The organism is Bradyrhizobium sp. BWA-3-5 (assembly GCF_032917985.1).
Classification (GTDB): Bacteria; Pseudomonadota; Alphaproteobacteria; order Rhizobiales; family Xanthobacteraceae; genus Bradyrhizobium.
Window position 1 is genome coordinate 50464 of the sequence record NZ_CP136626.1, and the last position, 21724, is coordinate 72187.

The 21724-nt window shown below is 63.8% G+C and carries 18 protein-coding genes; 13 read left to right on the top strand and 5 right to left on the bottom strand.

All coding sequences use genetic code 11. The annotated features are described in order from the left end of the window. Positions 1-56 precede the first annotated feature (56 nt). A complete protein-coding gene (locus RX331_RS00215; RefSeq protein ID WP_317254688.1) occupies positions 57-1127 on the bottom strand; it encodes a DUF2336 domain-containing protein in 1071 nt (356 codons plus the stop codon). A 340-nt stretch (positions 1128-1467) separates the two neighbouring features. Between RX331_RS00215 and rimP the strand changes: the two genes are divergently transcribed. The 9 genes from rimP (at position 1468) to RX331_RS00260 (ending at position 12812) form a co-directional block, all read left to right on the top strand. After that, entirely contained in the window at positions 1468-2229 is a 762-nt protein-coding gene (gene rimP, locus RX331_RS00220) for a ribosome maturation factor RimP (protein ID WP_317254689.1), read from the top strand. 3 nt (positions 2230-2232) lie between these two features. Further along, positions 2233-3840 (top strand): transcription termination factor NusA, encoded by a 1608-nt coding sequence (nusA, locus tag RX331_RS00225; RefSeq protein ID WP_317254690.1) that lies wholly within the window; start codon positions 2233-2235, stop codon positions 3838-3840. Positions 3841-3915: 75 nt separating this feature from the next. Next, complete coding sequence (locus RX331_RS00230; protein ID WP_317254691.1) at positions 3916-4596, top strand: RNA-binding protein; 681 nt, start codon at positions 3916-3918, stop codon at positions 4594-4596. A gap of 75 nt (positions 4597-4671) precedes the next feature. Further along, entirely contained in the window at positions 4672-7329 is a 2658-nt protein-coding gene (gene infB, locus RX331_RS00235; protein ID WP_317254692.1) for a translation initiation factor IF-2, read from the top strand. A 168-nt stretch (positions 7330-7497) separates the two neighbouring features. Further along, positions 7498-7911: a 30S ribosome-binding factor RbfA gene (rbfA, locus tag RX331_RS00240; RefSeq protein WP_317258345.1), complete on the top strand. Its 414-nt coding sequence runs from the start codon at positions 7498-7500 to the stop codon at positions 7909-7911. Then, positions 7911-9083, top strand: a complete 1173-nt coding sequence (gene truB / locus RX331_RS00245) for a tRNA pseudouridine(55) synthase TruB (RefSeq protein WP_317254693.1) — start codon at positions 7911-7913, stop codon at positions 9081-9083. Before rbfA ends, truB begins: the two co-directional genes overlap by 1 nt. A 2-nt stretch (positions 9084-9085) precedes the next feature. After that, positions 9086-9355, top strand: a complete 270-nt coding sequence (gene rpsO, locus RX331_RS00250) for a 30S ribosomal protein S15 (protein ID WP_028347859.1) — start codon at positions 9086-9088, stop codon at positions 9353-9355. Between the two features lie 319 nt (positions 9356-9674). Next, positions 9675-11831, top strand: coding sequence for a polyribonucleotide nucleotidyltransferase (pnp, locus tag RX331_RS00255; protein ID WP_317254694.1), 2157 nt, complete (start codon positions 9675-9677; stop codon positions 11829-11831). 231 nt (positions 11832-12062) lie between these two features. Further along, positions 12063-12812 carry a superoxide dismutase gene (locus tag RX331_RS00260; RefSeq protein WP_317254695.1) on the top strand — a complete coding sequence of 250 codons (750 nt, stop codon included), beginning with the start codon at positions 12063-12065 and terminating at the stop codon, positions 12810-12812. A gap of 69 nt (positions 12813-12881) precedes the next feature. Here the strand turns inward: RX331_RS00260 and katG are convergent, their stop codons facing one another. After that, positions 12882-15035, bottom strand: coding sequence for a catalase/peroxidase HPI (katG, locus tag RX331_RS00265; RefSeq protein WP_317254696.1), 2154 nt, complete (start codon positions 15033-15035; stop codon positions 12882-12884). A gap of 103 nt (positions 15036-15138) precedes the next feature. Here katG and RX331_RS00270 point away from each other — a divergent pair, with 103 nt between their 5' ends. From RX331_RS00270 to RX331_RS00285, 4 genes are all read left to right on the top strand, one after another. After that, positions 15139-16077: a LysR substrate-binding domain-containing protein gene (locus RX331_RS00270; RefSeq protein ID WP_317254697.1), complete on the top strand. Its 939-nt coding sequence runs from the start codon at positions 15139-15141 to the stop codon at positions 16075-16077. A 52-nt stretch (positions 16078-16129) separates the two neighbouring features. Beyond that, on the top strand, positions 16130-16594 hold the full coding sequence (locus RX331_RS00275; protein WP_317254698.1) for a GNAT family N-acetyltransferase: 465 nt from the start codon (positions 16130-16132) through the stop codon (positions 16592-16594). Positions 16595-16980: 386 nt separating this feature from the next. Next, positions 16981-17496, top strand: a complete 516-nt coding sequence (locus RX331_RS00280) for a hypothetical protein (RefSeq protein ID WP_317254699.1) — start codon at positions 16981-16983, stop codon at positions 17494-17496. Positions 17497-17627: 131 nt separating this feature from the next. Beyond that, the gene (locus tag RX331_RS00285) at positions 17628-18224 is read left to right on the top strand and encodes a glutathione S-transferase family protein (protein WP_317254700.1); all 597 of its coding nucleotides are present in this window, start codon (positions 17628-17630) and stop codon (positions 18222-18224) included. 109 nt (positions 18225-18333) lie between these two features. Here the strand turns inward: RX331_RS00285 and fabV are convergent, their stop codons facing one another. From fabV to fabA, 3 genes are all read right to left on the bottom strand, one after another. After that, a complete protein-coding gene (gene fabV, locus RX331_RS00290) occupies positions 18334-19503 on the bottom strand; it encodes an enoyl-ACP reductase FabV (protein ID WP_317254701.1) in 1170 nt (389 codons plus the stop codon). 84 nt (positions 19504-19587) lie between these two features. After that, positions 19588-20811, bottom strand: coding sequence for a beta-ketoacyl-ACP synthase I (fabB, locus tag RX331_RS00295; RefSeq protein WP_317254702.1), 1224 nt, complete (start codon positions 20809-20811; stop codon positions 19588-19590). Positions 20812-20871: 60 nt separating this feature from the next. After that, on the bottom strand, positions 20872-21393 hold the full coding sequence (gene fabA / locus RX331_RS00300; protein ID WP_317254703.1) for a bifunctional 3-hydroxydecanoyl-ACP dehydratase/trans-2-decenoyl-ACP isomerase: 522 nt from the start codon (positions 21391-21393) through the stop codon (positions 20872-20874). Positions 21394-21724 lie beyond the last annotated feature (331 nt).

Genomic DNA, 21724 nt, shown 5'->3' on the forward strand with positions numbered 1-21724 from the left:
ATGTTTCTCCTCAGCCGTCATTGCGAGCAATGACGGAGAGAGCGTCGGGGCCAGACTTACCGCGTCTTCCAGAACGCCAGGACGCGCTGGGCGGTCGAGGGCATCAGGCGCATGTAGTTGAGCCGCGCATCTTCGATGTCGGTCGGAGACGCCGTCCGGTTCGGACCGAGCCGAAGCAGGATCAGCGCGCGCACCGTCGCCCATTCGAGATCGATCGATTTGCCCGCGATCAGGATCGGATCGTAGCGTTCGCCGCTGATCAGGCGATGTAGCGTTTCGATCTTGACGCCGGTCATCGCCGACAGCGCGGCGATCGCTTCCTCGTATTTGAAGACCCTGGCGAAATTGAGCAGTGCGCCTTCGCCGAGCGCGCCTTCGCGATGAAGCTTGGTCACCGTCCGCTGCGCCGAGGAGAAGTCGCGCCGCTCCTCGCGCTCGGATGGGGTCTCGATGATGGTCATCGCCTGCTTGATCTCGGCCTGCCGCTCGGGCTTGACGACCTGGAACAGGCGGCGGCGGATGACGTCGATGGAGCCGGAAAGCAGCTCCTTCAAGTGATCGGGCGAGAGGTCGTCGCGCTGGCCGAGCCGAATCGTCAGCACGCCGTCCTGGCTGGCGCGCTTGATCAGCGTGGAATAGCTGCTCGTCGAGAAGGCCGCGCCGGCATTGCCGGCCGTCCGCCTGATGACGTCGCGGTCGCCGCGGGCGACCATGACGTCGGTGAGTTCGGTTGAAAGCGTCGGCCGCTCCGCCATTGCCAGCAGATGGCCCTGCCCCTTCTCGGAGGCGATTTCGAGCAGCGTCTTTTCGTCGATCAGCGGCGAACGGCGCAGCAGCGGCCCGGCGATGGCGATTTCATCGTCATGGGCCAGCTGGCCGACCAGGCCGCGCGGCGCGTTGTCCAGTAGCGACAGCCGCTCGGCCAATTCGGCGCGCTCGGTAAGTTCGGCGTGCGGGACGAGGCTGGTGAGGACCCCGTCGAACAATTCGACATGGTCCGCGCGGAAGTTCGCCGCGCCCTGCAGGAAAAGCTCGCTGACACGGCGCGCGGCATCGGCGCGGCGTTTCGGATCGCCGCGACTGACGATGTCGTCGAGTTCCGGGATCAGCGATGGTGAACCAGTCATAAACCCCACCCAAACCAGCCGAATTGGCCGGTTTTTCGGGAAATCTAGGCAGCGTCTATGAATGAAGGGTTAGACGATTTCCGCACTGCCAAAGCGTGGCAAAATCGGTCTTAACGGAATCGCGGGCCTTGTCGGATTGCGGAAAAACCGCTATATCCGCGGCAACTTATGGTTCTCATACGATCGCGTATTGAGAGTGGGCCCCCCGGGACCCGCTCTTTTTTATTACCTGAACCTGCCCTGCCCAGAACGGGCACGCGGGCCGGTTTGGGGAACCGGCCGGACACCCGGTTAAGGCCCGGCCTAAACCCATGCAAGTAAGACGCTTTTGACCCTGGACATGATCGATCCGACTGGTTCCGTGGATGCCGACCTGCTCGCCGAGCCCCGTCTCGTCGTCGAGCCGGGCGTGGCGGCGCGGGTGTCGGCGGTCGCGGGTCCGGTGCTGCAGGGCATGGGCTACCGGCTGGTCCGGATCAGAATATCCGGCGAGGCCGGCTGCACCGTCCAGATCATGGCCGAGCGGCCCGACGGGTCGATGCAGATCGAGGATTGCGAGGCGATCTCGCGGGCGCTGTCGCCGGTGCTCGACGTTGCCGACCCGATCGACCGGGCCTACCGGCTGGAAATATCCTCGCCGGGCATCGACCGCCCGCTGGTCCGTCGCTCCGACTTCGAGCGTTTTGGCGGCCACCTCGTGAAAATTGAAATGGCCATCGCCCATCAGGGCCGCAAGCGTTTCCGTGGTACGCTGGCCGGCGTCGAAGGCGACACCGTGCGGTTACATCGGGATGACACACGCGCGGACGAAGATGCCGACGTGCTTCTGGTGATGGAAGACATCGCCGAGGCGCGCCTCGTTCTGACCGACGAATTGATTGCGGAATCGATGCGCCGCGGCAAGCAGGCCGAGCGCCAATTGAAACAGAATCTCGGGCTGGCGCCGCCGTCTCCGCCGCACGCGAAGAAGAGCGACCCGGCCAAAAGCAATAGACCGAAGTCGAAGTCCGGCAAGAAGCCGGCTCCGACCAACACCAAGAAACACCGCCTCGCCGCAGAAAGGCTGCGCAGGGGCGATATCGATCCTACCGAAGGAGACTAGGCCATGGCAGTCAGTGCCAACAAACTCGAGCTGCTGCAGATCGCAGACGCGGTCGCCCGCGAAAAGTCGATCGACCGCGGCATCGTGATCGCTGCGATGGAAGACGCCATCGCCAAGGCGGCCCGCGCCCGGTACGGCAGCGAGACCGACGTTCACGCCGAAATCGACGCCAAGAAGGGTGAGCTGCGGCTGTCGCGCCACATGCTGGTCGTCGAGCAGGTCGAGAACTCGGCCAACCAGATTTCGCTGGCAGACGCGCAGCGCGCCAACCCCGGCGCCCAGGTCGGCGACACCATCGCCGACACCCTGCCGCCGCTGGAATATGGCCGCATCGCCGCGCAGTCGGCCAAGCAGGTGATCGTGCAAAAGGTGCGCGAAGCCGAGCGTGACCGGCAGTATCAGGAATTCAAGGACCGCATCGGCGATATCGTCAACGGCGTCGTCAAGCGCGTCGAATATGGCAGCGTGATCGTCGATCTCGGCCGCGGCGAGGCCATCATCCGCCGCGACGAAATGCTGCCGCGCGAGGTGTTCCGCAACGGCGACCGCGTCCGCGCCTACATCTTTGACGTCCGCCGCGAGACCCGCGGACCGCAGATCTTCCTCTCTCGCACCCATCCGCAGTTCATGGCCAAGCTGTTCGCGCAGGAAGTGCCCGAGATCTATGACGGCATCGTCGAGATCAAGGCGGTCGCCCGCGATCCCGGCTCGCGCGCGAAAATCGGCGTGATTTCCCGGGATTCCTCCGTGGATCCGGTCGGCGCCTGCGTCGGTATGCGCGGCTCGCGCGTACAGGCGGTCGTGAACGAGCTGCAGGGCGAGAAGATCGACATCATTCCGTGGTCGCCCGATATCGCGACCTTCGTTGTCAATGCGCTGGCGCCGGCCGAAGTCGCCAAGGTCGTGATCGACGAGGACCGCGAGCGGATCGAGGTCGTCGTGCCCGATACCAACAACCAGCTCTCGCTGGCGATCGGCCGGCGCGGCCAGAACGTGCGCCTCGCCTCGCAGCTCACCGGCTGGGATATCGACATCCTGACCGAGCAGGAAGAATCCGAGCGCCGCCAGGCCGACTTCGAGAATTCGACGCGCGTCTTCATGGAAGCGCTGAACGTCGACGAGGTGGTCGGCCAGTTGCTGGCCTCGGAAGGCTTCACCTCGGTCGAGGAGCTGGCGCTGATCGACGTCAAGGAATTGGCCAGCATCGAGGGTTTTGACGAGGAAACCGCCAACGAGCTGCAGAGCCGGGCGAGGGAGTATCTGGAACAGCTCGAAACAGAGCTGGAAAACAAGCGTAAGGAGCTTGGCGTGGAAGATGCGATGAAGAAGGTCCCCGGCGTAACCTCGAAGATGCTGGTGAAGTTCGGCGAGAACGACATCAAGACGGTCGAGGATTTGGCGGGCTGCGCCACCGACGATCTGGTTGGCTGGACCGAGCGCAAGGAAGGCAGCGAGCCGACCAAGCACGCCGGCATTTTGGACGCCAACGAGATCTCGCGCGACGACGCCGAGCGCATGATCATGCAGGCCCGCGTCATCGCCGGCTGGATCACCGAGGCCGAGCTCGCCAAGCAGACCGAGGCGGCCGAGGCCGCCGACCAGACGGCGTAATGCGGGTGTTACGCACCGCCGAATATCATTTCTGCGCGCAGACCGTGCGCAGATGACAGGAGCCGTCAAACAGGCATGCTCGCTTTGGCTGACCCCGATCTCGACCATGGGCCGCGGACCGACAAGTCCGCGACCATGCGGATGTGCGCGGTCAGCCGGAAGGTGCGCCCGATTGACGAGCTGATCCGCTTCGTGGTCGCCCCATCGGGCGACGTCGTTCCCGATTTGAAACGAAAATTGCCCGGCCGCGGCCTGTGGGTCGGCGCCTCGCGCCGCACCATTGCAGAAGCGGTGCGGCGTCACCAATTTAGCCGTGGGTTCAAGCGCGACGTCCGGGTTGCGGCCACCCTTCCCGCCGATACCGAGGCCCTGCTGGAACGAAGCTGTGTCGAGGCGCTGGCCATGGCCGCCAAGGCCGGCCAGGTGATTTCCGGTTATGCCAAGGTCGAGGGCCTGCTCGAACAGGGCCGGGCCGAAGCCCTGGTCCACGCTTCTGACGGGGCGGCCGACGGAATCCGCAAATTGGACGCGATCGCCGGGCAAAGGAGCCGAAATATCGGCGATTCGCGCGATTTGCCGATTGTGACTGCTTTAACCTCGGCACAATTGGATTTGGCACTGGGCCGGTCAAATGTGATACATGCTGCGCTGCTCGCGGGCCCGGCGAGCAAAACGTTCCTGTCGCGCTGCCAGATCCTGGTTCGATACCGGATGGACGATGACGACAGGACCGGGGATGGCGGCCAGAAATTCTGACGACGATCGGTTCCGAAGACCTTGCTGTAATGACGGCGCGGAAGCGCACAACGCTAACGAGATTAGGACTGCTGAATGGTTGATACCAAAACGCCTGGCGACAAGACTTTGAGTGTCCCGACCAAGACCTTGACGCTGAAGCCGCGGGTCGAGACGGGCACCGTGCGCCAGAGCTTCAGCCATGGCCGGACCAAGCAGGTCGTGGTCGAAAAGCGCGGCAAGCGCCGCGTCGGCGGCGATGCGCCGGCGACTGAGACGCATGCGCCAGAGCCTGTGGCCGCCAAGGCGCCCGCGGCGAAAGCGCCGCTCTCCCGCCCCGGGGCAGCACCGGCCGGGGCGCGCGGCGGCTCCGGCGTCGTGCTGCGCACGCTGACCGAAGACGAACGCTCCGCCCGCGCCAGCGCGCTGGCCGACGCCAAGGTGCGCGAAGTCGAGGAGCGGCGGCAGGCCGAGGAAGAGGCCAAGCGCCGCGCCGTCCGCGAAACCGCCGAGAAAGCCGAGCGCGAGGCTGCCGAAGCCCGCCGCAAGGCCGAGGAAGAGCGGCACCGCCAGGAAGAGGAAGCCAAGCGCAAGGCCGAAGGCGAGGCCAAGAAGCGGTTCGGCGAAGGCGAAGCCAAGCCTGCCGCGGCAGCGGCCGCAGCGCCTGCCACTGCTACCGCCCGTCCGGCCACGGCGCGCCCGGCAGGCACCACCCGCCCGGCCGCTGCGACGCCCGTCCGTACGCCGGTCGCCGCCGACGGTTCCGACGAGGACGAAGGTCCGCGCCAGATCAGGCGCGGTCCCGGCGGCGCCATGCGTCCGGTCGCCGCCCCCAAGACCACCCACAAGCCCGGGCCGCAGAAGGAACGCGGCCGCCTGACCGTCGTCACCGCGCTCAATGACGACGTGCGCGAGCGTTCGATCGCCTCGTTCCGCCGCCGCACCCAGCGCCTGAAGGGCCATGCCTCGAACGAGCCGAAGGAAAAGCTGGTCCGCGAGGTCACGATCCCGGAAGCGATCACGATCCAGGAATTGGCGAACCGCATGTCGGAGCGCGCGGTCGACGTCATCCGCCTTTTGATGAAGCAGGGCGCGATGCACAAGATCACCGACGTGATCGACGCCGATACCGCGCAGCTGATCGCCGAGGAAATGGGCCATAGCGTCAAGCGCGTCGCCGCGTCCGACGTTGAAGAGGGCCTGTTCGACGTCGTCGACGATTCCACCGACACCGAGCCGCGCTCGCCCGTCGTCACCGTGATGGGCCACGTCGACCACGGCAAGACCTCGCTGCTCGACGCGCTGCGCCACGCCAACGTGGTGTCGGGCGAAGCCGGCGGCATCACCCAGCATATCGGCGCCTATCAGGTGACCTCGCCGGAAAGCGGCAAGAAGATCACCTTCATCGATACGCCCGGCCACGCGGCGTTCACCGCGATGCGCGCCCGCGGCGCCAAGGTCACCGACATCGTGATCCTGGTGGTGGCGGCCGATGACGGCGTCATGCCGCAGACGATCGAAGCGATCAACCACGCCAAGGCGGCCAAGGTGCCGATGATCGTGGCGATCAACAAGATCGACAAGCCCGATGCCAAGCCGGAGCGCGTGCGCACCGAACTGCTACAGCACGAGGTCCAGGTCGAATCGTTCGGCGGTGAAGTCGTCGACGTCGAGGTATCCGCCAAGAACAAGACCAATCTCGACAAGCTTCTCGAGATGATCGCGCTGCAGGCCGAACTGCTCGAATTGAAGACCAATTCGGAACGGCCCGCCGAAGGCACCGTGATCGAAGCCAAGCTCGATCGCGGCCGCGGTCCGGTCGCGACCGTGCTGGTCCAGCGCGGCACGCTCCGCGTCGGTGACATCATCGTGGCCGGCGCCGAAATGGGCCGCGTCCGCGCGCTGATCTCCGACCAGGGCGACAATCTCGACGAGGCCGGACCTTCTGTGCCGGTCGAGGTGCTCGGCTTCAACGGGCCGCCGGAAGCCGGCGACCGCCTCGCGGTCGTCGAGAACGAAGCCCGCGCCCGCCAGGTCACGAGCTATCGCGCCCACCAGAAGCGCGAGAATGCCGCCGCCTCGATCTCCGGCATGCGCGGCTCGCTCGAGCAGATGATGTCGCAGCTCAAGACCGCGGGCCGCAAGGAATTCCCGCTGATCGTGAAGGCCGACGTGCAGGGCTCGCTCGAAGCCATTTTGGGTTCGCTCGAAAAGCTCGGCACCGAGGAAGTCGCCGCGCGCATCCTGCATGCGGGCGTCGGCGGCATCTCCGAATCCGATGTCACGCTGGCGGAAGGCTTTAACGCCGCCATCATCGGGTTCAGCGTTCGCGCCAACAAGGAAGCCGCGGCTGCCGCCAAGCGCAACGGCATCGAGATCCGCTATTACAACATCATCTACGATCTCGTCGACGACATCAAAAAGGCGATGTCCGGCCTGCTCGCGCCGACGCTGCGCGAAACCATGCTCGGCAATGCCCAGATCCTGGAAGTGTTCAACATTTCCAAGGTCGGCAAGGTCGCCGGCTGCCGCGTCACCGACGGCACCGTGGAACGCGGCGCCAATGTGCGGCTGATCCGCGACAACGTCGTCGTGCACGAAGGCAAGCTCTCGACCTTGAAGCGCTTCAAGGACGAAGTGAAGGAAGTGCAATCCGGCCAGGAATGCGGCATGGCATTCGAGAATTACGGCGACATGCGTGTCGGCGACGTGATCGAGTGCTACCGCATCGAGACGATCCAGCGCTCTCTGTAAGTCCAAACCTTGCGAAGAGCCTGGAATTTTTGAGCTAACCGTCATGCCCCGCGAAGGCGGGGCATCCAGTAGTCACCGTAACTAACGTTGAGCACGGAATACTGGATCACCCGCTCCAATGCGCAATTGCGCATAAGGCGGGTGATGACGGCAATTGGGATTTCGAAAATGCCCCGTCACCACAACAAGGGTTCCGCTCCCGGCGGTTCGCAACGTCAGTTGCGCGTCGGCGAGACCGTGCGCCATGCCCTCGCCGATATCTTGTCGCAGGGTAACGTTCACGACCCCGACCTTGAAGGCCACATCATCACCGTTCCTGAAGTGCGGATGTCGCCCGACCTGAAGCTTGCAACGATTTACGTGATGCCGCTCGGCGGCCGCGATACCGACATCGTGCTCGCGGCGCTCGATCGCAACAAGAAGTTCCTGCGCGGCGAGATCGCGCACCGCGTTAACTTGAAATTTGCTCCTGAGCTTCGTTTTCGCGTCGACGAACGATTCGATGAAGCGGAACGGATCGAGAAATTACTGAGAACACCTGCGGTGCAGCGCGACCTCGCACCCGATTCGGACGACAAGTGATGACAATGCCCACCGCCAACCGCGTGATCGCGCAGCCAACTGCCGATTCGCACGACGCCACGAAGAATATTTTTTCGGGCGAATCGCGCGGCGACCAGCAGCGTCGCGATCAAGGTGAGCGCCGCGCGGACGATAATAATCGCCGCGCGGACGACAACAGTCGCCGCGACAACAACGATCCGCGCAACAAGCAGCAGCGCCAGACCAACCAGCCGCGGCGCGACAAGCGCGACGTTCACGGCTGGGTCGTTCTCGACAAGCCGATCGGCATGACCTCCACCCACGCGGTCGCCGTGCTCAAGCGCCTGTTCCAGGCCAAGCGCGCCGGCCATGCCGGCACGCTCGATCCGCTGGCCTCCGGCGGCCTGCCGATCGCGCTCGGCGAGGCCACCAAGACGGTGCCGTTCGTGATGGACGGCAAGAAGCGCTACCGCTTCACGGTTGCCTGGGGCGAGGAGCGCGACACCGATGATACCGAGGGACGCGTGGTCAAGACATCCGACCTCAGGCCCTCGGCGGAGGCGATCCGGGCCCTGCTGCCCCAGTTCACCGGCCTGATCGAGCAGATCCCGCCGCAATATTCCGCCATCAAGGTCCAGGGCGAGCGCGCCTATGACCTGGCGCGCGACGGCGAGACCGTGGAGCTGAAGCCGCGGCCCGTTGAGATTCACGAATTAACCCTTGTAGAGCATGGGCATAACGGCCAGTCCGTGTTCGAGGCCGAGTGCGGTAAAGGTACCTATGTAAGGGCGCTGGCGCGCGATATCGGCCGGATTCTGGGCTGTTTTGGCCATATCTGCGCGTTGCGGCGGACCCTGGTCGGCCCGTTCCGCGAAACGGACATGATTCCGCTGGAAGAGTTGGAGGCTTTGTGCAATAGAGCCGCGTCTGGCGAGGGAAGCCTCGCCGACGCGCTTTTGCCCGTTGAGACCGCGCTGGACGACATCCCGGCACTGGCCGTCACACGGGCTGATGCGGCAAGGCTCCATCGGGGCCAGGCCGTTTTGTTGCGCGGACGGGATGCGCCCAATAGTAGCGGCACAGTCTATGTCACGGTGGCAGGCCGGCTTCTGGCCCTCGCCGAGATTGGCAATGGCGAACTCATCCCCAAGCGCGTGTTCAACCTGACCGGGCTGACTGCCAGTTCCGGTCGCAGCAATGAGAGAGTTTGACGATGTCGATTACCGCCGAACGCAAAGCGGAAGTCATCAAGACGAATGCCACCAAAGCCGGCGACACCGGCTCGCCCGAGGTCCAGGTTGCGATCCTGTCGGAACGCATCAACAATCTGACGGGCCACTTCAAGACCCACGTGAAGGACAATCATTCACGCCGCGGCCTTCTGAAGCTCGTGTCGACGCGCCGCTCGCTTCTCGATTACATCAAGAAGAAGGACGAGGCGCGCTACAAGGCGTTGCTCGAAAAGCATAACATTCGCCGTTGATTTGAGACTACGCGCGCGCAGTTTGCGCGCGTTTTCGCATGGTCATCCGAAGAAAACGGACTCCGATTGTCGGAGACGATCATGCGCAAGGGAGCATCATCCGATCAGGATCATGCTCGACAACGTCCAGCAGCAATCCGGCCGCTGGACAGGGCAAGGTGCCCGTGACTGCCGAGAGGATGGACGCCATCCGAAAGATAAAGACCATGGCAGGATCGCCGGATGCTGATCTCCCATTGCGATCAGCATCTTGCCATCTTGCGCATGGTCTTTGTGTTTTTGGGCGCTGCTCTCTCGTGAACCTATGAAAGAAACCGATATGTTCAATAAACATTCCGTCGAGATCGACTGGGGTGGACGTCCCCTCAAACTGGAAACCGGCAAGATCGCCCGTCAGGCCGACGGTGCCGTGATCGCCACCTATGGCGAGACCGTGGTGCTCGCCACCGTCGTCGCCGCGAAGGCGCCGCGCGAAGGCGTCGACTTCCTGCCGCTGACCGTCGACTACCAGGAAAAGACCTACGCCGCGGGCCGCATTCCCGGCGGCTACTTCAAGCGCGAAGGACGCCCGACCGAAAAGGAGACGCTGGTCTCCCGCCTGATCGACCGCCCGATCCGTCCGCTGTTCGTCGACGGCTGGCGCAACGAGACCCAGGTGATCGCCACCGTGCTGTCGCACGACATGGAGAACGATCCCGATATCGTCGCGCTGGTGGCGTCGTCGGCTGCCCTCACTTTGTCAGGCGCGCCCTTCAAGGGTCCGATCGGCGCAGCGCGCGTCGGCTTCGCCAATGACGAGTTCATCCTCAACCCGACCCTCGACGAGATGACCGACACCCAGCTCGACCTCGTCGTCGCCGGCACCGCCGACGCCGTGCTGATGGTGGAATCGGAAGCCAAGGAGCTGAACGAAGACATCATGCTCGGCGCCGTGATGTTCGGTCACCGCCACTTCCAGCCGGTGATCAACGCGATCATCGAGCTGGCCGAGAAGGCCGCGAAGGAGCCGCGCGAGGTCACCACGATCGACAATTCGGCGCTGGAAAAGGAAATGCTCGGCATCGTCGAGCAGGACCTGCGCGCCGCCTACGCCATTCCGGTCAAGCAGGATCGCTACGCCGCGGTCGGCAAGGTCAAGGAAAAGGTGATCGCGCACTACTTCCCGGAAGGCCAGGAGCCGAAATACGACAAGCTGCGCATCGCCGGCGTGTTCAAGGAGCTCGAAGCCAAGATCGTTCGCTGGAACATCCTCGACACCGGCAAGCGCATCGACGGCCGCGATTCCAAGACCGTGCGCAACATCATCGCCGAAGTCGGCGTGCTGCCGCGCGCCCACGGCTCGGCGCTGTTCACCCGCGGCGAGACCCAGGCCATGGTCGTGACCACGCTCGGCACCGGCGAGGACGAGCAGTACATCGACGCGCTGTCGGGGACGTACAAGGAAACGTTCCTGCTGCACTACAACTTCCCGCCCTACTCGGTCGGCGAGACCGGCCGTCTCGGTGGCACCAAGCGGCGTGAGACGGGCCACGGCAAGCTCGCCTGGCGCGCGATCCATCCCGTCCTGCCGCCGCACCATGAATTCCCCTACACGGTGCGCGTGGTCTCCGAGATCACCGAATCCAACGGCTCGTCATCGATGGCCTCGGTGTGCGGCGCCTCGCTGGCGCTGATGGACGCCGGCGTGCCGCTTAAGCGGCCGACCGCCGGCATCGCGATGGGCCTCATTCTGGAAGGCTCCCGCTTTGCGGTGCTCTCGGACATTCTCGGCGACGAGGATCATCTCGGCGACATGGACTTCAAGGTGGCCGGCACCGACCAAGGCATCACCTCGCTGCAGATGGACATCAAGATCGAGGGCATCACCGAGGAGATCATGAAGGTCGCCCTCAGCCAGGCCAAGGAAGGCCGCGTCCACATCCTCGGCGAAATGGCCAAGGCGCTGACCAATGCCCGCGCCGAGCTCGGCGAATACGCGCCGCGCATCGAGACCTTCAAGATCGCGACCGACAAGATCCGTGAAGTGATCGGCACCGGCGGCAAGGTGATCCGCGAGATCGTCGAGAAGACCGGCGCCAAGGTCAACATCGAGGACGACGGCACCGTCAAGGTCGCCTCCAACGACGGCGAGGCGATGAAGGCCGCCATCAAGTGGATCAAGTCGATCGCCTCCGATCCGGAAGTTGGCCAGATCTACGAAGGCACCGTGGTCAAGGTGATGGAGTTCGGCGCCTTCGTGAACTTCTTCGGCGCCAAGGACGGCCTCGTCCATATCAGCCAGCTCGCGTCGAACCGCGTGCAGAAGACCTCCGACGTCGTCAAGGAAGGCGACAAGGTCAAGGTCAAGCTGCTCGGCTTCGACGACCGCGGCAAGACCCGGCTGTCGATGAAGGTGGTCGACCAGGCCACCGGCGAGGACCTTGAGGCCAAGCAGAAGGCCGAAGGCCAGGCGCCGCGCGAAGCCGCCGGCGAGTAAGGCATCGCTAAAATGTGAACAGGGGGGCGGCCGAACGGCCGCCCTTTTTTGTTGCCCGCCGGGGTTACATTGCCGGGACGGCCGCACCTGTGCAATTACGTCGCAGGGCTACGAGGAGAGAAAACGAGACCCGATCCCCCCCGTCATCCGTAACTTGTCATCCGCAGCGGCCTACGGCGTTCTGTCCCAACGCATATTCACAGAGTTCATCTACAGGTAAGGAGAAAGTCGATGTCATCCATGTCCCGGCGCCATCTGATGTTTGCTGCAAGCGGGCTTGCGGCCGCGGTTGCGGCCCCACGTCTCGTCTTTGCGCAGGCGGCCGCTCCTGCCCCGGCAGCCGCCGCTCCGACCGGACCCTTCATGCTGCCGGCACTGACCTATCCGACCAACGCGTTCGAGCCCCATATCGACGCCAAGACGATGGAAATCCATCACGGCAAACACCACGCCGCCTACGTCGCCAATCTCAACAATGTCGCCAATACCAACCCGCAGCTGGGAACGGCGAAGATCGAGGACGTGCTCGGCAATCTGAACGCGCTCGACGACAGCATCAAATTCACCCTCCGCAACAATCTCGGCGGCCATGCCAACCACACCATGTTCTGGGAGATCATGGGCCCGAACGGCGGCAAGCCGGAAGGCGACGTGCTGGCGGCGATCGACCGCGATCTCGGCGGCATGGAAAAATTCCAGAACGACTTTAACGCCGCCGGCGGCCGGCAGTTCGGCTCCGGCTGGGTGTTCGTGACCGTCAGCAAGGATGGCAAGCTCGCGATCGAGACCAGGCCGAACCAGGATAATCCGATGATGGACGGCAAGCGGGCGCTGATGGGCAACGACGTCTGGGAGCACGCCTATTATCTGAACTACCAGAACCGCCGCGCCGATTATCTCAAGGCGTGGTGGAATACGGTGAACTGGGCCAAGATCGCCGAGCGCTATGCGGCGGCAAAGGCCGGCACGCTCGGGGTGTGAGCGCGAAACTATTCCAGAAAACAAAAAGGGCGGCCGAGAGGCCGCCCTTTTCACGTGAAGCCGTGCGGCTCAGGCGATGTCGAAGCGATCGAGGTTCATCACCTTGTTCCAGGCCGCGACGAAGTCTTTCACGAACTTCTCCTTCGAATCCGAGGAGCCGTAGACTTCCGCGAACGCCCGGAGCTGCGCGTGCGAGCCGAAGATCAGGTCGACGCGGGTGCCAGTCCACTTCACCGCCTTGGTCTTGCGATCGCGGCCTTCATAGACGCCATCGGAGCCGGCGGACTGCCACTGCGTCGCCATGTCGAGCAGGTTGACGAAGAAGTCGTTGGTCAGCGTGCCCGGCCTATCGGTGAACACGCCGTGCTTGGAGCCGCCGAAATTGGCGCCGAGCACGCGCAGGCCGCCGACCAGCACCGTCAGTTCGGGGCCGGTCAAGCGCAGCAATTGCGCCCGGTCCACGAGCGCCTCTTCCGGCTTCATGAATTGGTGCTTCTTGCTGTTCACGTAGTTGCGGAAGCCGTCGGCGCGCGGCTCAAGCGGTGCGAAGGACTCGACGTCGGTCTGGTCCTGCGACGCATCGGCGCGGCCCGGCGTAAACGGCACCTTCACGTCGACGCCGGCATCCTTGGCGGCCTTCTCGACCGCCGCAACGCCGCCGAGCACGATCAGATCGGCCAGCGAAACCTTCTTTCCGAACTCCTTCTGGATCGCCTCGAGCTTCGAGAGCACGGTCTTCAGTTCGGCCGGTTGGTTGACTTCCCAGTCCTTCTGCGGGCTGAGGCGGATACGCGCGCCGTTGGCGCCGCCGCGCTTGTCCGAGCCGCGGAACGTCGAGGCCGAGGCCCATGCGGTCGAGACGAGTTGCGGCACGGTGAGGCCGGAGCCGAGGATCTTCGTCTTCAGCGCCGCAATGTCCTGCTCGCCGATCAGCGGGTGATCCACCGCCGGAATCGGGTCCTGCCAAATCAGCGTCTCCTTCGGCACCAGCGGGCCGAGATAGCGCGCGATCGGACCCATGTCGCGATGCGTGAGCTTGAACCAGGCCCGCGCAAACGCGTCGGCGAACTGCTCGGGGTGCTCATAGAAGCGCCGCGAGATCTTCTCATAGGCCGGATCGAAGCGCAGCGACAGGTCGGTGGTCAGCATGGTCGGCACATGCTTCTTCGACTTGTCATAGGCGTCCGGGATCGTAGCTTCGGCATTTTTGGCCTTCCACTGCTTTGCTCCGGCCGGGCTTTGCGTCAGCTCCCATTCGTTTTCGAACAGGTTCTTGAAGAACAGATTGCTCCACTTGGTCGGCGTCTGGGTCCAGGTGACTTCCGGGCCGCCGGTGATGGCATCAGCGCCGATGCCGGTGCCGTGCTTGCTCTTCCACCCCAAGCCCTGGTCCTCGATGGCGCCGCTTTCCGGGTCCGCGCCGACCAGCGATGGATCGCCGGCACCGTGGGTCTTGCCGAAGGAGTGGCCGCCGGCGATCAGCGCGACGGTCTCTTCGTCGTTCATCGCCATGCGGAAGAAGGTCTCGCGGATGTCCTTGGCCGCCGCGAGCGGGTCCGGATTGCCGTTCGGCCCTTCCGGGTTGACGTAGATCAGGCCCATCTGCACCGCGCCGAGAGGCTCGGCGAGCTGGCGCTCGCCGCTGTAGCGTTCGTCGCCAAGCCAGGTGCCTTCAGGGCCCCAGAACAGCTCTTCCGGCTCCCAGACGTCGGCACGGCCGCCCGCAAAACCGAACGTCTTGAAGCCCATCGATTCCAGCGCGACGTTGCCGGCGAGAATCATCAGGTCGGCCCACGAGATCTTGCGGCCGTATTTCTGCTTGATCGGCCAAAGCAGCCGGCGCGCCTTGTCGAGGTTGGCGTTGTCAGGCCAGCTGTTGAGCGGCGCAAAGCGCTGCTGGCCCGCCCCGGCGCCGCCGCGGCCGTCGGTGATGCGATAGGTGCCGGCGCTGTGCCAGGCCATGCGGATCATCAGGCCGCCATAGTGACCGAAATCCGCCGGCCACCAGTCCTGCGATTCCGTCATCAAGGCCGTCAGATCCTTGATCACGGCGTTGAGGTCGAGGCTTCTGAACTCCTTGGCGTAGTCGAACGCCTCGCCCATCGGATCGGAGAGATCGGAATTGCGGTGAAGGATGGAAACGTCGAGCGCATCCGGCCACCAGTCACGGTTTGTGCGCGCGCGATTGCCGCCCGAGAACGGGCATTTGGTCTGGTCGTCCATGATGATCTCCTGGGGTCGCGTCTTGTTTGGATTGGAAGCAATCTAAGCACGCCCGTCGATCAGGGGAAGTTGATTTTAGTGATCGAACCGATAAGATTGTCTGATGATTCAAATTACCCTCCGGCAGCTCCGCTATTTCGATGCGCTGGCCCGTCACGGCCATTTCGGCCGCGCGGCCGAGGCCTGTTCCATCTCGCAGCCGGCGCTCTCGATGCAGATCAAGGAAATGGAGGAGGCACTCGGCGGCGTGCTGCTGGAACGCAGCGCGCGGCAGGTCACGCTGACCAAATTCGGCGAGGAAATCATCCAGCGGGTGCGCGACATCCTGCGATCGGTCGATGAACTCGGCGATTTCGCCCGCGCCTCACGCGACCGCCTCGCCGGGCGGCTGCGCATCGGCGTGATCCCGACGATCGCGCCCTATCTGCTGCCGAAGGTGATCGAGAATCTGTCGCGCATGCATCCGGAACTCGACATTCACGTTCGCGAGACCCAGACGCCCAGGCTGATCAAGGAGGTCACCGAGGGCCGGCTCGACACCGCGATCGTCGCGCTGCCGGTTTCGCAGCCGTCGCTGACCGAGGTTGCCTGTTTTTCGGAAACCTTTCTGCTGGTGCGGCCCGGCTGGGACGAAGGCACGCCGGTGCCGAGCCACGAAAGCCTGCGCGAAATGCGGCTGCTGCTCCTCGAAGAGGGCCATTGTTTCCGTGACCAGGCGCTGTCGTTCTGCAACATGCAGTCGTCGCCGCCGCGCGAAGTGCTGGACGCGAGCTCGCTCTCGACGCTCGTTCAAATGGTCGGCGCCGGAATCGGCGTCACCTTGATCCCGGAAATGGCTGTCGGCGTGGAGACGCGATCGGCCTCGGTCTCGGTCGCGCGCTTCAAGAACCCGCAGCCGTCGCGGACCATCGGCATGGTCTGGCGCAAGACAAGTCCGCTCGCCGGCCAGCTCTTGCAGATCTCCGAAGTGGTCTGCCTCGCCGCCGATGCGTTGCGCGCACAGCGCGAGGCGAAATCGACGTCACGGACGGCGCGGGCTTGAATCGCGCGACAAGTAGCGAATTCGACTGCTCAAGAGAGAATGAAGGCTTCCGATGTCCCAGCCCGTGATCCGCCCTGCCCGATCCGACGAGTACGAACAGATCACCCGCGTCTGGATGGACTCGTGGGTCTCGACAGGCTTGGAAGACGCCAGCGCGACCATGCTGGCGAGATTGCGCGAACGCGTCACGACGGAGGCCGCGAAAGGATGGAGCCTTTACGTCGCCGACGACCGCGGAAAGCTGGCGGCGATGCTCGCGCTGCATCTGCCTGACAACTATCTCGACCAGCTATTCGTCGGGCCCGAATATCAGGGCAGCGGCCTCGGACGCCGCCTGCTCGGCTTCACACGGCAACAAATGCCCGACGAGATCTGGTTGCGCTGCGTGCGCGAGAACGAAAAAGCCTGGCGCTGGTACGAGCGCGAAGGCTTTGTGTTCGAGAAAGAAGAGCTCGAACCGAAGAACGGCTTCATGATGAAATATTATCGATGGCAAAAATCCGCCTCAAAGCCCTAGCGGCGCTTGCGGACGGAACGCGCACGCTGTAGTTTTTGTTCTCGTCGTCATCAACTGTCTTTGTTCGGATCATGTTGCGTAACATTACTGCCGCCGTCATCCTCGTGTCATGCTTCACGGCAGTGGGATGGGCTCAAACCCCTGCAACGGACCCGGCGGCAGCGCCATCTTCCAAACCTGTGGCGAAAAAAGCGGCGCCGAAGGCCAAGACCGCCGCGAAGCAGCCGGTTGCGGAAACCGGTCCTTGCCGCCTTGGCATCATTGCGGCGATCGAGGATCGCTTTTCCGTGCAGAAATTCGGGCTCACGGTGTTTGAGACCGAAGGGAGCGCGGTCGCGGTCAACGGATGGGGATTCGACGATCTCGCCGTTGCGCGGATACGCGCGGTGACCGGCGCCGATCCGGGTGTAAGACGGATCTCATACCCAAAGGGTGCGTTCGAACCCTTCTATAATCCGACATCGCGATTCCTGCCCGATCCTCGCGAGGGCCTTTCGGCGATCGTCAAAGGCATCACGCCGACTGCGAACTGCGAACGATATCTTGTCGTGACCAGATACAAGACGCAGCTTGCAAACACCAATCTCACGCTGGACGGTGTCGGCGTTTATAGCCGCGGACTTGGCTCGGTGCTCAGGCGCACGGAACTGTTCGCCAATGTTTCGTTGAGCATGCTCGACGGCAGCACCTATGAGAGGATCAACCGCCCGCTCGGGAATTTTGGCGCGAGGCTGGCCCGAGGACTGCAACTTGGCGAGGATCCGCTCACAAAGCTTGAGAACTCGGAGTTCCCTGAGCCGTCGGCGGCGGCCGCAGGAAACACGACGCTTCGCGAGAGGACGCGCGCACTTATTGCGGCGCGTCTTGACGAAGTTCTGCCAACTTATCTCAGCAGTGATTGAACAAGGTCGCCCGCAACCTGACCAGGGTCGCTTGAACCCCCGCGCGGCTCCTCTCATGGTGCGTTGTCAATTTGGAGCAGACGCGCAATGAACGGCACGCTACTCATCCTGCGCCGATGAAAGGTTCCGCCATGATAAAACTCTATTGGTCGCCCCGCTCGCGCTCGTTCACCGCGATCTGGCTGCTCGAGGAGTCCGGGCTGCCTTATGAGCGCGTGCTGACGGACATTTCGACCGGCGCGCAGAAGGCGCCGGAATATCTTGCGATCAATCCGATGGGCAAGGTGCCGGGATTGCAGGACGGCGACGCCGCGCTCGGCGAGGCGGCGGCGATCTGCGCCTATATCGCCGACCGCTATCCTGAAACCAGGCTCGCGCCAGATATCACCGATCCGCTGCGGGCGCGCTATCTGCAGTGGCTGTTCTTCACGCCGAGCTGCATGGAGCCGGCGATTATCCAGATCTACACGAAGCTCGAAGTGCCGCCGAGCACGGCGGCGTGGGGCAGCGCGACCCAGACTTTCGACGTGCTCGACGCCGCGCTGCAGAAGGGCCCCTGGATTCTCGGCGATAAATTCTCCGCCGCCGACATTACCATCGGCTCCGGGCTGAACTTCGCAGTGCGGATGTTCAAGCTGCTGCCGTCGCGGCCGTCGTTCGACGCCTATCTCGATCGCATCGTGGCGCGGCCGGCGTTCCAGCGCGCCGAGAAGATCGCCGCGGGATGATGCGTAGGATGGGTGGAGCGAAGCGATACCCATCGTCTCTCCGCATAAGGATTCGATGGGTTTCGCTGCGCTCTACCCATCCTATGACCCTTACGCGATCTCACCAAGCTTACGTGACGACGCGAGGGTCCACATCCGCTGCGTAATCGACGCCGTCGATGCCAAAGCCGAACAGGCGAAGAAATTCTCTCCGGTATTCCGGAAGGTCCGCCAAATCGCCGAGCGTTTCCGTCGTGAGAAGGGGCCAGCGCCGCGACACTTCCTTCTGAACTTCGGGCGAAAGCTCCCAATCGTCGACGCGAAGGCGCATCGCGTCGTCCACTTCGGCATTCGGGCCAAGGCGCGTCCGGAACAGCCGATCGATCTGTTCGATGCAGCCTTCGTGGCGCCCGAGCTGCTTCATCACCTTGAACAGCACCGTGCCGTAGAGCGGCACCACCGGGATCGCAGAGCTCGCCTGGGTGACGACAGCCTTCAGCGCCACCACGCGCGCCGCGTCCTGGCCGAGCCGGCCCCGGATCTGTTCCGCCTTGCGGTCGAGATCGACCTTGGCGCGCCCCAGCGTGCCGTGCCAGTAGATCGGCCAGGTCAGCTCGCTGCCGATATAGGTGTAGTTCAGCGTCCGGAAGCCCGGTGCCAGCACGCCGGCATCCGCGAGCTGGTCGATCCAGCGTTTCCAGTCCTCGCCGCCCATCACCGCGACGGTGGCGGTGGCCTCATCCTCGCTCGCCGGCGCAATGGTCGTCTCATAGACCTCGCCGGTTTCGGTGTTGAGGGTCTTGATCTCGACGGGTGCGCCGAGCGGCTTGATCGCCGAGCGCCAGGTTTTGCCAGTAACCGGATCGGTGCGGACCGGCGCGGCCATGCTGTAGACCAGCAGGTCGAGCTGTCCGAACTTTTCACGCACGCGCTCGATGAACGTCTTCTTCAATTCATCGGAGAAGGCGTCGCCCTCGAGCGTGAGCGGAGAGCGGCCGATCTTCTGCGCCTCGATCTCGAAGGCGCGGTTGTTGTACCATCCGGCGCTGCCTGTCCTGGTCGCTGTGGGCTCACGCTCCAATGACACACCGATGGTGTCAGCGCCGCCGGCGAAGGTCGCAACGATGCGGCTGGCGAGGCCGTAGCCCGTCGAACATCCCAGCACAGCGACGCGCTTGGGACACTCCGCAATCGAGCCTTGGCGGAGCACGTAAGCGATCTGCTCACGGACGTTCGTCGCGCAGCCGGCCGGATGCGCCGTCGTGCAGATGAAGCCTCGCACGCGCGGTTCAATAATCATGCCCACTCCGTTTCGGATTGTTGCAAGGTCACCGTCGGCCGCCTGCGGGGCCGTTGCCGCAAACGCGCGATGGCAAGAACGAAATCAAGCGTCCATCCGCTTGAACACCAGCGTGGCGTTGGTGCCGCCGAAGCCGAAGGAGTTCGACAGCACGGTGCCGAGCTTGGCATTGTCGATGCGCTTGCGCACGATCGGCATGTCGGCGAAGACAGGATCGAGCTCGGTGATATGGGCGCTCTCGCAGACGAAGCCGTTGTTCATCATCAGAAGCGAGTAGATCGCTTCCTGCACGCCGGTGGCGCCGAGCGAATGGCCGGTCAGCGCCTTGGTCGCCGAGATCGGCGGGCACTTCTCGCCAGTGCCGAACACCTTTCGGATCGCCTCGATCTCCGGCGGATCGCCGGCCGGCGTCGAGGTGGCGTGCGGGTTGATGTAGTCGATCGGCGTCTTCACGGTCGACATCGCCATGCGCATGCAGCGCTCGGCGCCCTCGCCCGACGGCGCGACCATGTCGTAACCGTCGGAGGTCGCGCCATAGCCGACCACTTCGGCATAGATGCGGGCGCCGCGCGCCTTGGCGTGCTCGAGCTCTTCCAGCACCACCACGCCGGCGCCGCCGGCAATGACGAAGCCGTCGCGGCTGATGTCATAGGGGCGCGAGGCGGTGGCGGGCGTATCGTTGTATTTCGAGGACATCGCGCCCATGGCGTCGAACAGCACCGACAGCGACCAGTCGAGCTCTTCGCAGCCGCCGGCGAAGATCACGTCCTGCTTGCCGATCTGGATCGTCTCATAGGCATTGCCGATGCAATGGTTGGAGGTCGCGCAGGCCGAGGAGATCGAGTAGTTCACGCCCTTGATCTTGAACCAGGTCGCAAGCGTGGCCGACGCGGTCGACGACATCGCCTTCGGCACCGCAAACGGACCGACGCGCTTCGGTCCCTTGGTGCGGGTGATGTCGGCGGATTCGACGATGGTGCGCGCGGACGGCCCGCCGGAGCCCATGATAATGCCGGTGCGGACGTCGGATACTTCAGCCGGTGTCAGGCCGGAATCCTGGATCGCCTGCTCCATCGCGACATGATTCCACGCCGCGCCCTCGCCGAGAAAGCGCATCGCGCGGCGGTCGATGACGTCGCTTGGATTGAGCGTCGGCGCGCCCTGCACCTGCGAACGGAAGCCCATCTCAGCATATTTCGTCGCGCGCGTGATGCCCGACTTCGCGTCGTGGAGGCTCGCAAGCACTTCCTGGGTGTTGTTTCCGATGGATGAGACAATCCCCATCCCCGTAATGACAACCCGCTTCATGACTGCCTCGCCTCTACCGTTCCGTTGCTTGAGAAATGTGCTGCTGTGCGATCGCGCCGCTCAGGCGGGCTCGGTGCCCTGCTTGAACAGCCCGACCTTCAAATCCTTGGCGCGATAGATAATCTCGTCATCCATGGAAAGCCAGCCGTCGCCGACGCCGAGCACCAGCTTTGAACGCATCACGCGTTTCATGTCGATGTTGTACACAACCTTGCGGGCATTCGGCAGCACCTGGCCGGAGAACTTCAAATCCCCCAGCCCGAGCGCCCGGCCCCGCCCCTCGCCGCCGATCCAGCCGAGGTAGAATCCGACCATCTGCCACATGGCATCGAGGCCGAGACAGCCCGGCATGACAGGGTCATTCTTGAAGTGGCAGCCGAAAAACCACAGGTCGGGCTTCACGTCGAGTTCGGCGCGGATCAGACCCTTGCCGAACTCGCCGCCATTGTCGGTGATTTCGGTGATGCGGTCGAACATCAGCATCGGCGGCAGCGGCAGCTGGGCGTTGCCCGGGCCGAACATCTCGCCGCGACCACAGGCCAGCAAATCCTCGTATTCATAACCGCTGCGCCGATCCAGCATCGTCTTCCAGCCTCTACTTAGATGTCCCGATGGAGCGCTTTTGTGAGCGAACCGGACCCGTTTCCCTACGGGAACGCTTGTCCCCGCAATTTGGCGCTACTTAGGGTGCTATCGGCATTCGCCTCTGCCGAAATCGCATATGTGGTCCGCGCGCTCTGTAACATAGGCGTGACGGCGCGGCAAAGCACTGGAACGGGCAAAAACGCCGCTTGTTCCTGGCTAACCGCCGCTTGTGCTTGCTTAACCTTGGGCCCGTTCTAGTTGCGAAAAACTTGCATCTACCTGATTTCCTTTTATATTGAGCAAGAATATTGCCCAAGTTAGCGTGTGG

What these genes read in the sequence shown, in the direction of transcription:
- RX331_RS00215 (WP_317254688.1), bottom strand. Translation starts at nt 1,127, where the DNA reads ATGACTGGTTCACCATCGCTGATCCCGGAACTCGACGACATCGTCAGT.
- rimP (WP_317254689.1), top strand. Translation starts at nt 1,468, where the DNA reads ATGATCGATCCGACTGGTTCCGTGGATGCCGACCTGCTCGCCGAGCCC.
- nusA (WP_317254690.1), top strand. Translation starts at nt 2,233, where the DNA reads ATGGCAGTCAGTGCCAACAAACTCGAGCTGCTGCAGATCGCAGACGCG.
- RX331_RS00230 (WP_317254691.1), top strand. Translation starts at nt 3,916, where the DNA reads ATGCTCGCTTTGGCTGACCCCGATCTCGACCATGGGCCGCGGACCGAC.
- infB (WP_317254692.1), top strand. Translation starts at nt 4,672, where the DNA reads ATGGTTGATACCAAAACGCCTGGCGACAAGACTTTGAGTGTCCCGACC.
- rbfA (WP_317258345.1), top strand. Translation starts at nt 7,498, where the DNA reads ATGCCCCGTCACCACAACAAGGGTTCCGCTCCCGGCGGTTCGCAACGT.
- truB (WP_317254693.1), top strand. Translation starts at nt 7,911, where the DNA reads ATGACAATGCCCACCGCCAACCGCGTGATCGCGCAGCCAACTGCCGAT.
- rpsO (WP_028347859.1), top strand. Translation starts at nt 9,086, where the DNA reads ATGTCGATTACCGCCGAACGCAAAGCGGAAGTCATCAAGACGAATGCC.
- pnp (WP_317254694.1), top strand. Translation starts at nt 9,675, where the DNA reads ATGTTCAATAAACATTCCGTCGAGATCGACTGGGGTGGACGTCCCCTC.
- RX331_RS00260 (WP_317254695.1), top strand. Translation starts at nt 12,063, where the DNA reads ATGTCATCCATGTCCCGGCGCCATCTGATGTTTGCTGCAAGCGGGCTT.
- katG (WP_317254696.1), bottom strand. Translation starts at nt 15,035, where the DNA reads ATGGACGACCAGACCAAATGCCCGTTCTCGGGCGGCAATCGCGCGCGC.
- RX331_RS00270 (WP_317254697.1), top strand. Translation starts at nt 15,139, where the DNA reads ATGATTCAAATTACCCTCCGGCAGCTCCGCTATTTCGATGCGCTGGCC.
- RX331_RS00275 (WP_317254698.1), top strand. Translation starts at nt 16,130, where the DNA reads ATGTCCCAGCCCGTGATCCGCCCTGCCCGATCCGACGAGTACGAACAG.
- RX331_RS00285 (WP_317254700.1), top strand. Translation starts at nt 17,628, where the DNA reads ATGATAAAACTCTATTGGTCGCCCCGCTCGCGCTCGTTCACCGCGATC.
- fabV (WP_317254701.1), bottom strand. Translation starts at nt 19,503, where the DNA reads ATGATTATTGAACCGCGCGTGCGAGGCTTCATCTGCACGACGGCGCAT.
- fabB (WP_317254702.1), bottom strand. Translation starts at nt 20,811, where the DNA reads ATGAAGCGGGTTGTCATTACGGGGATGGGGATTGTCTCATCCATCGGA.
- fabA (WP_317254703.1), bottom strand. Translation starts at nt 21,393, where the DNA reads ATGCTGGATCGGCGCAGCGGTTATGAATACGAGGATTTGCTGGCCTGT.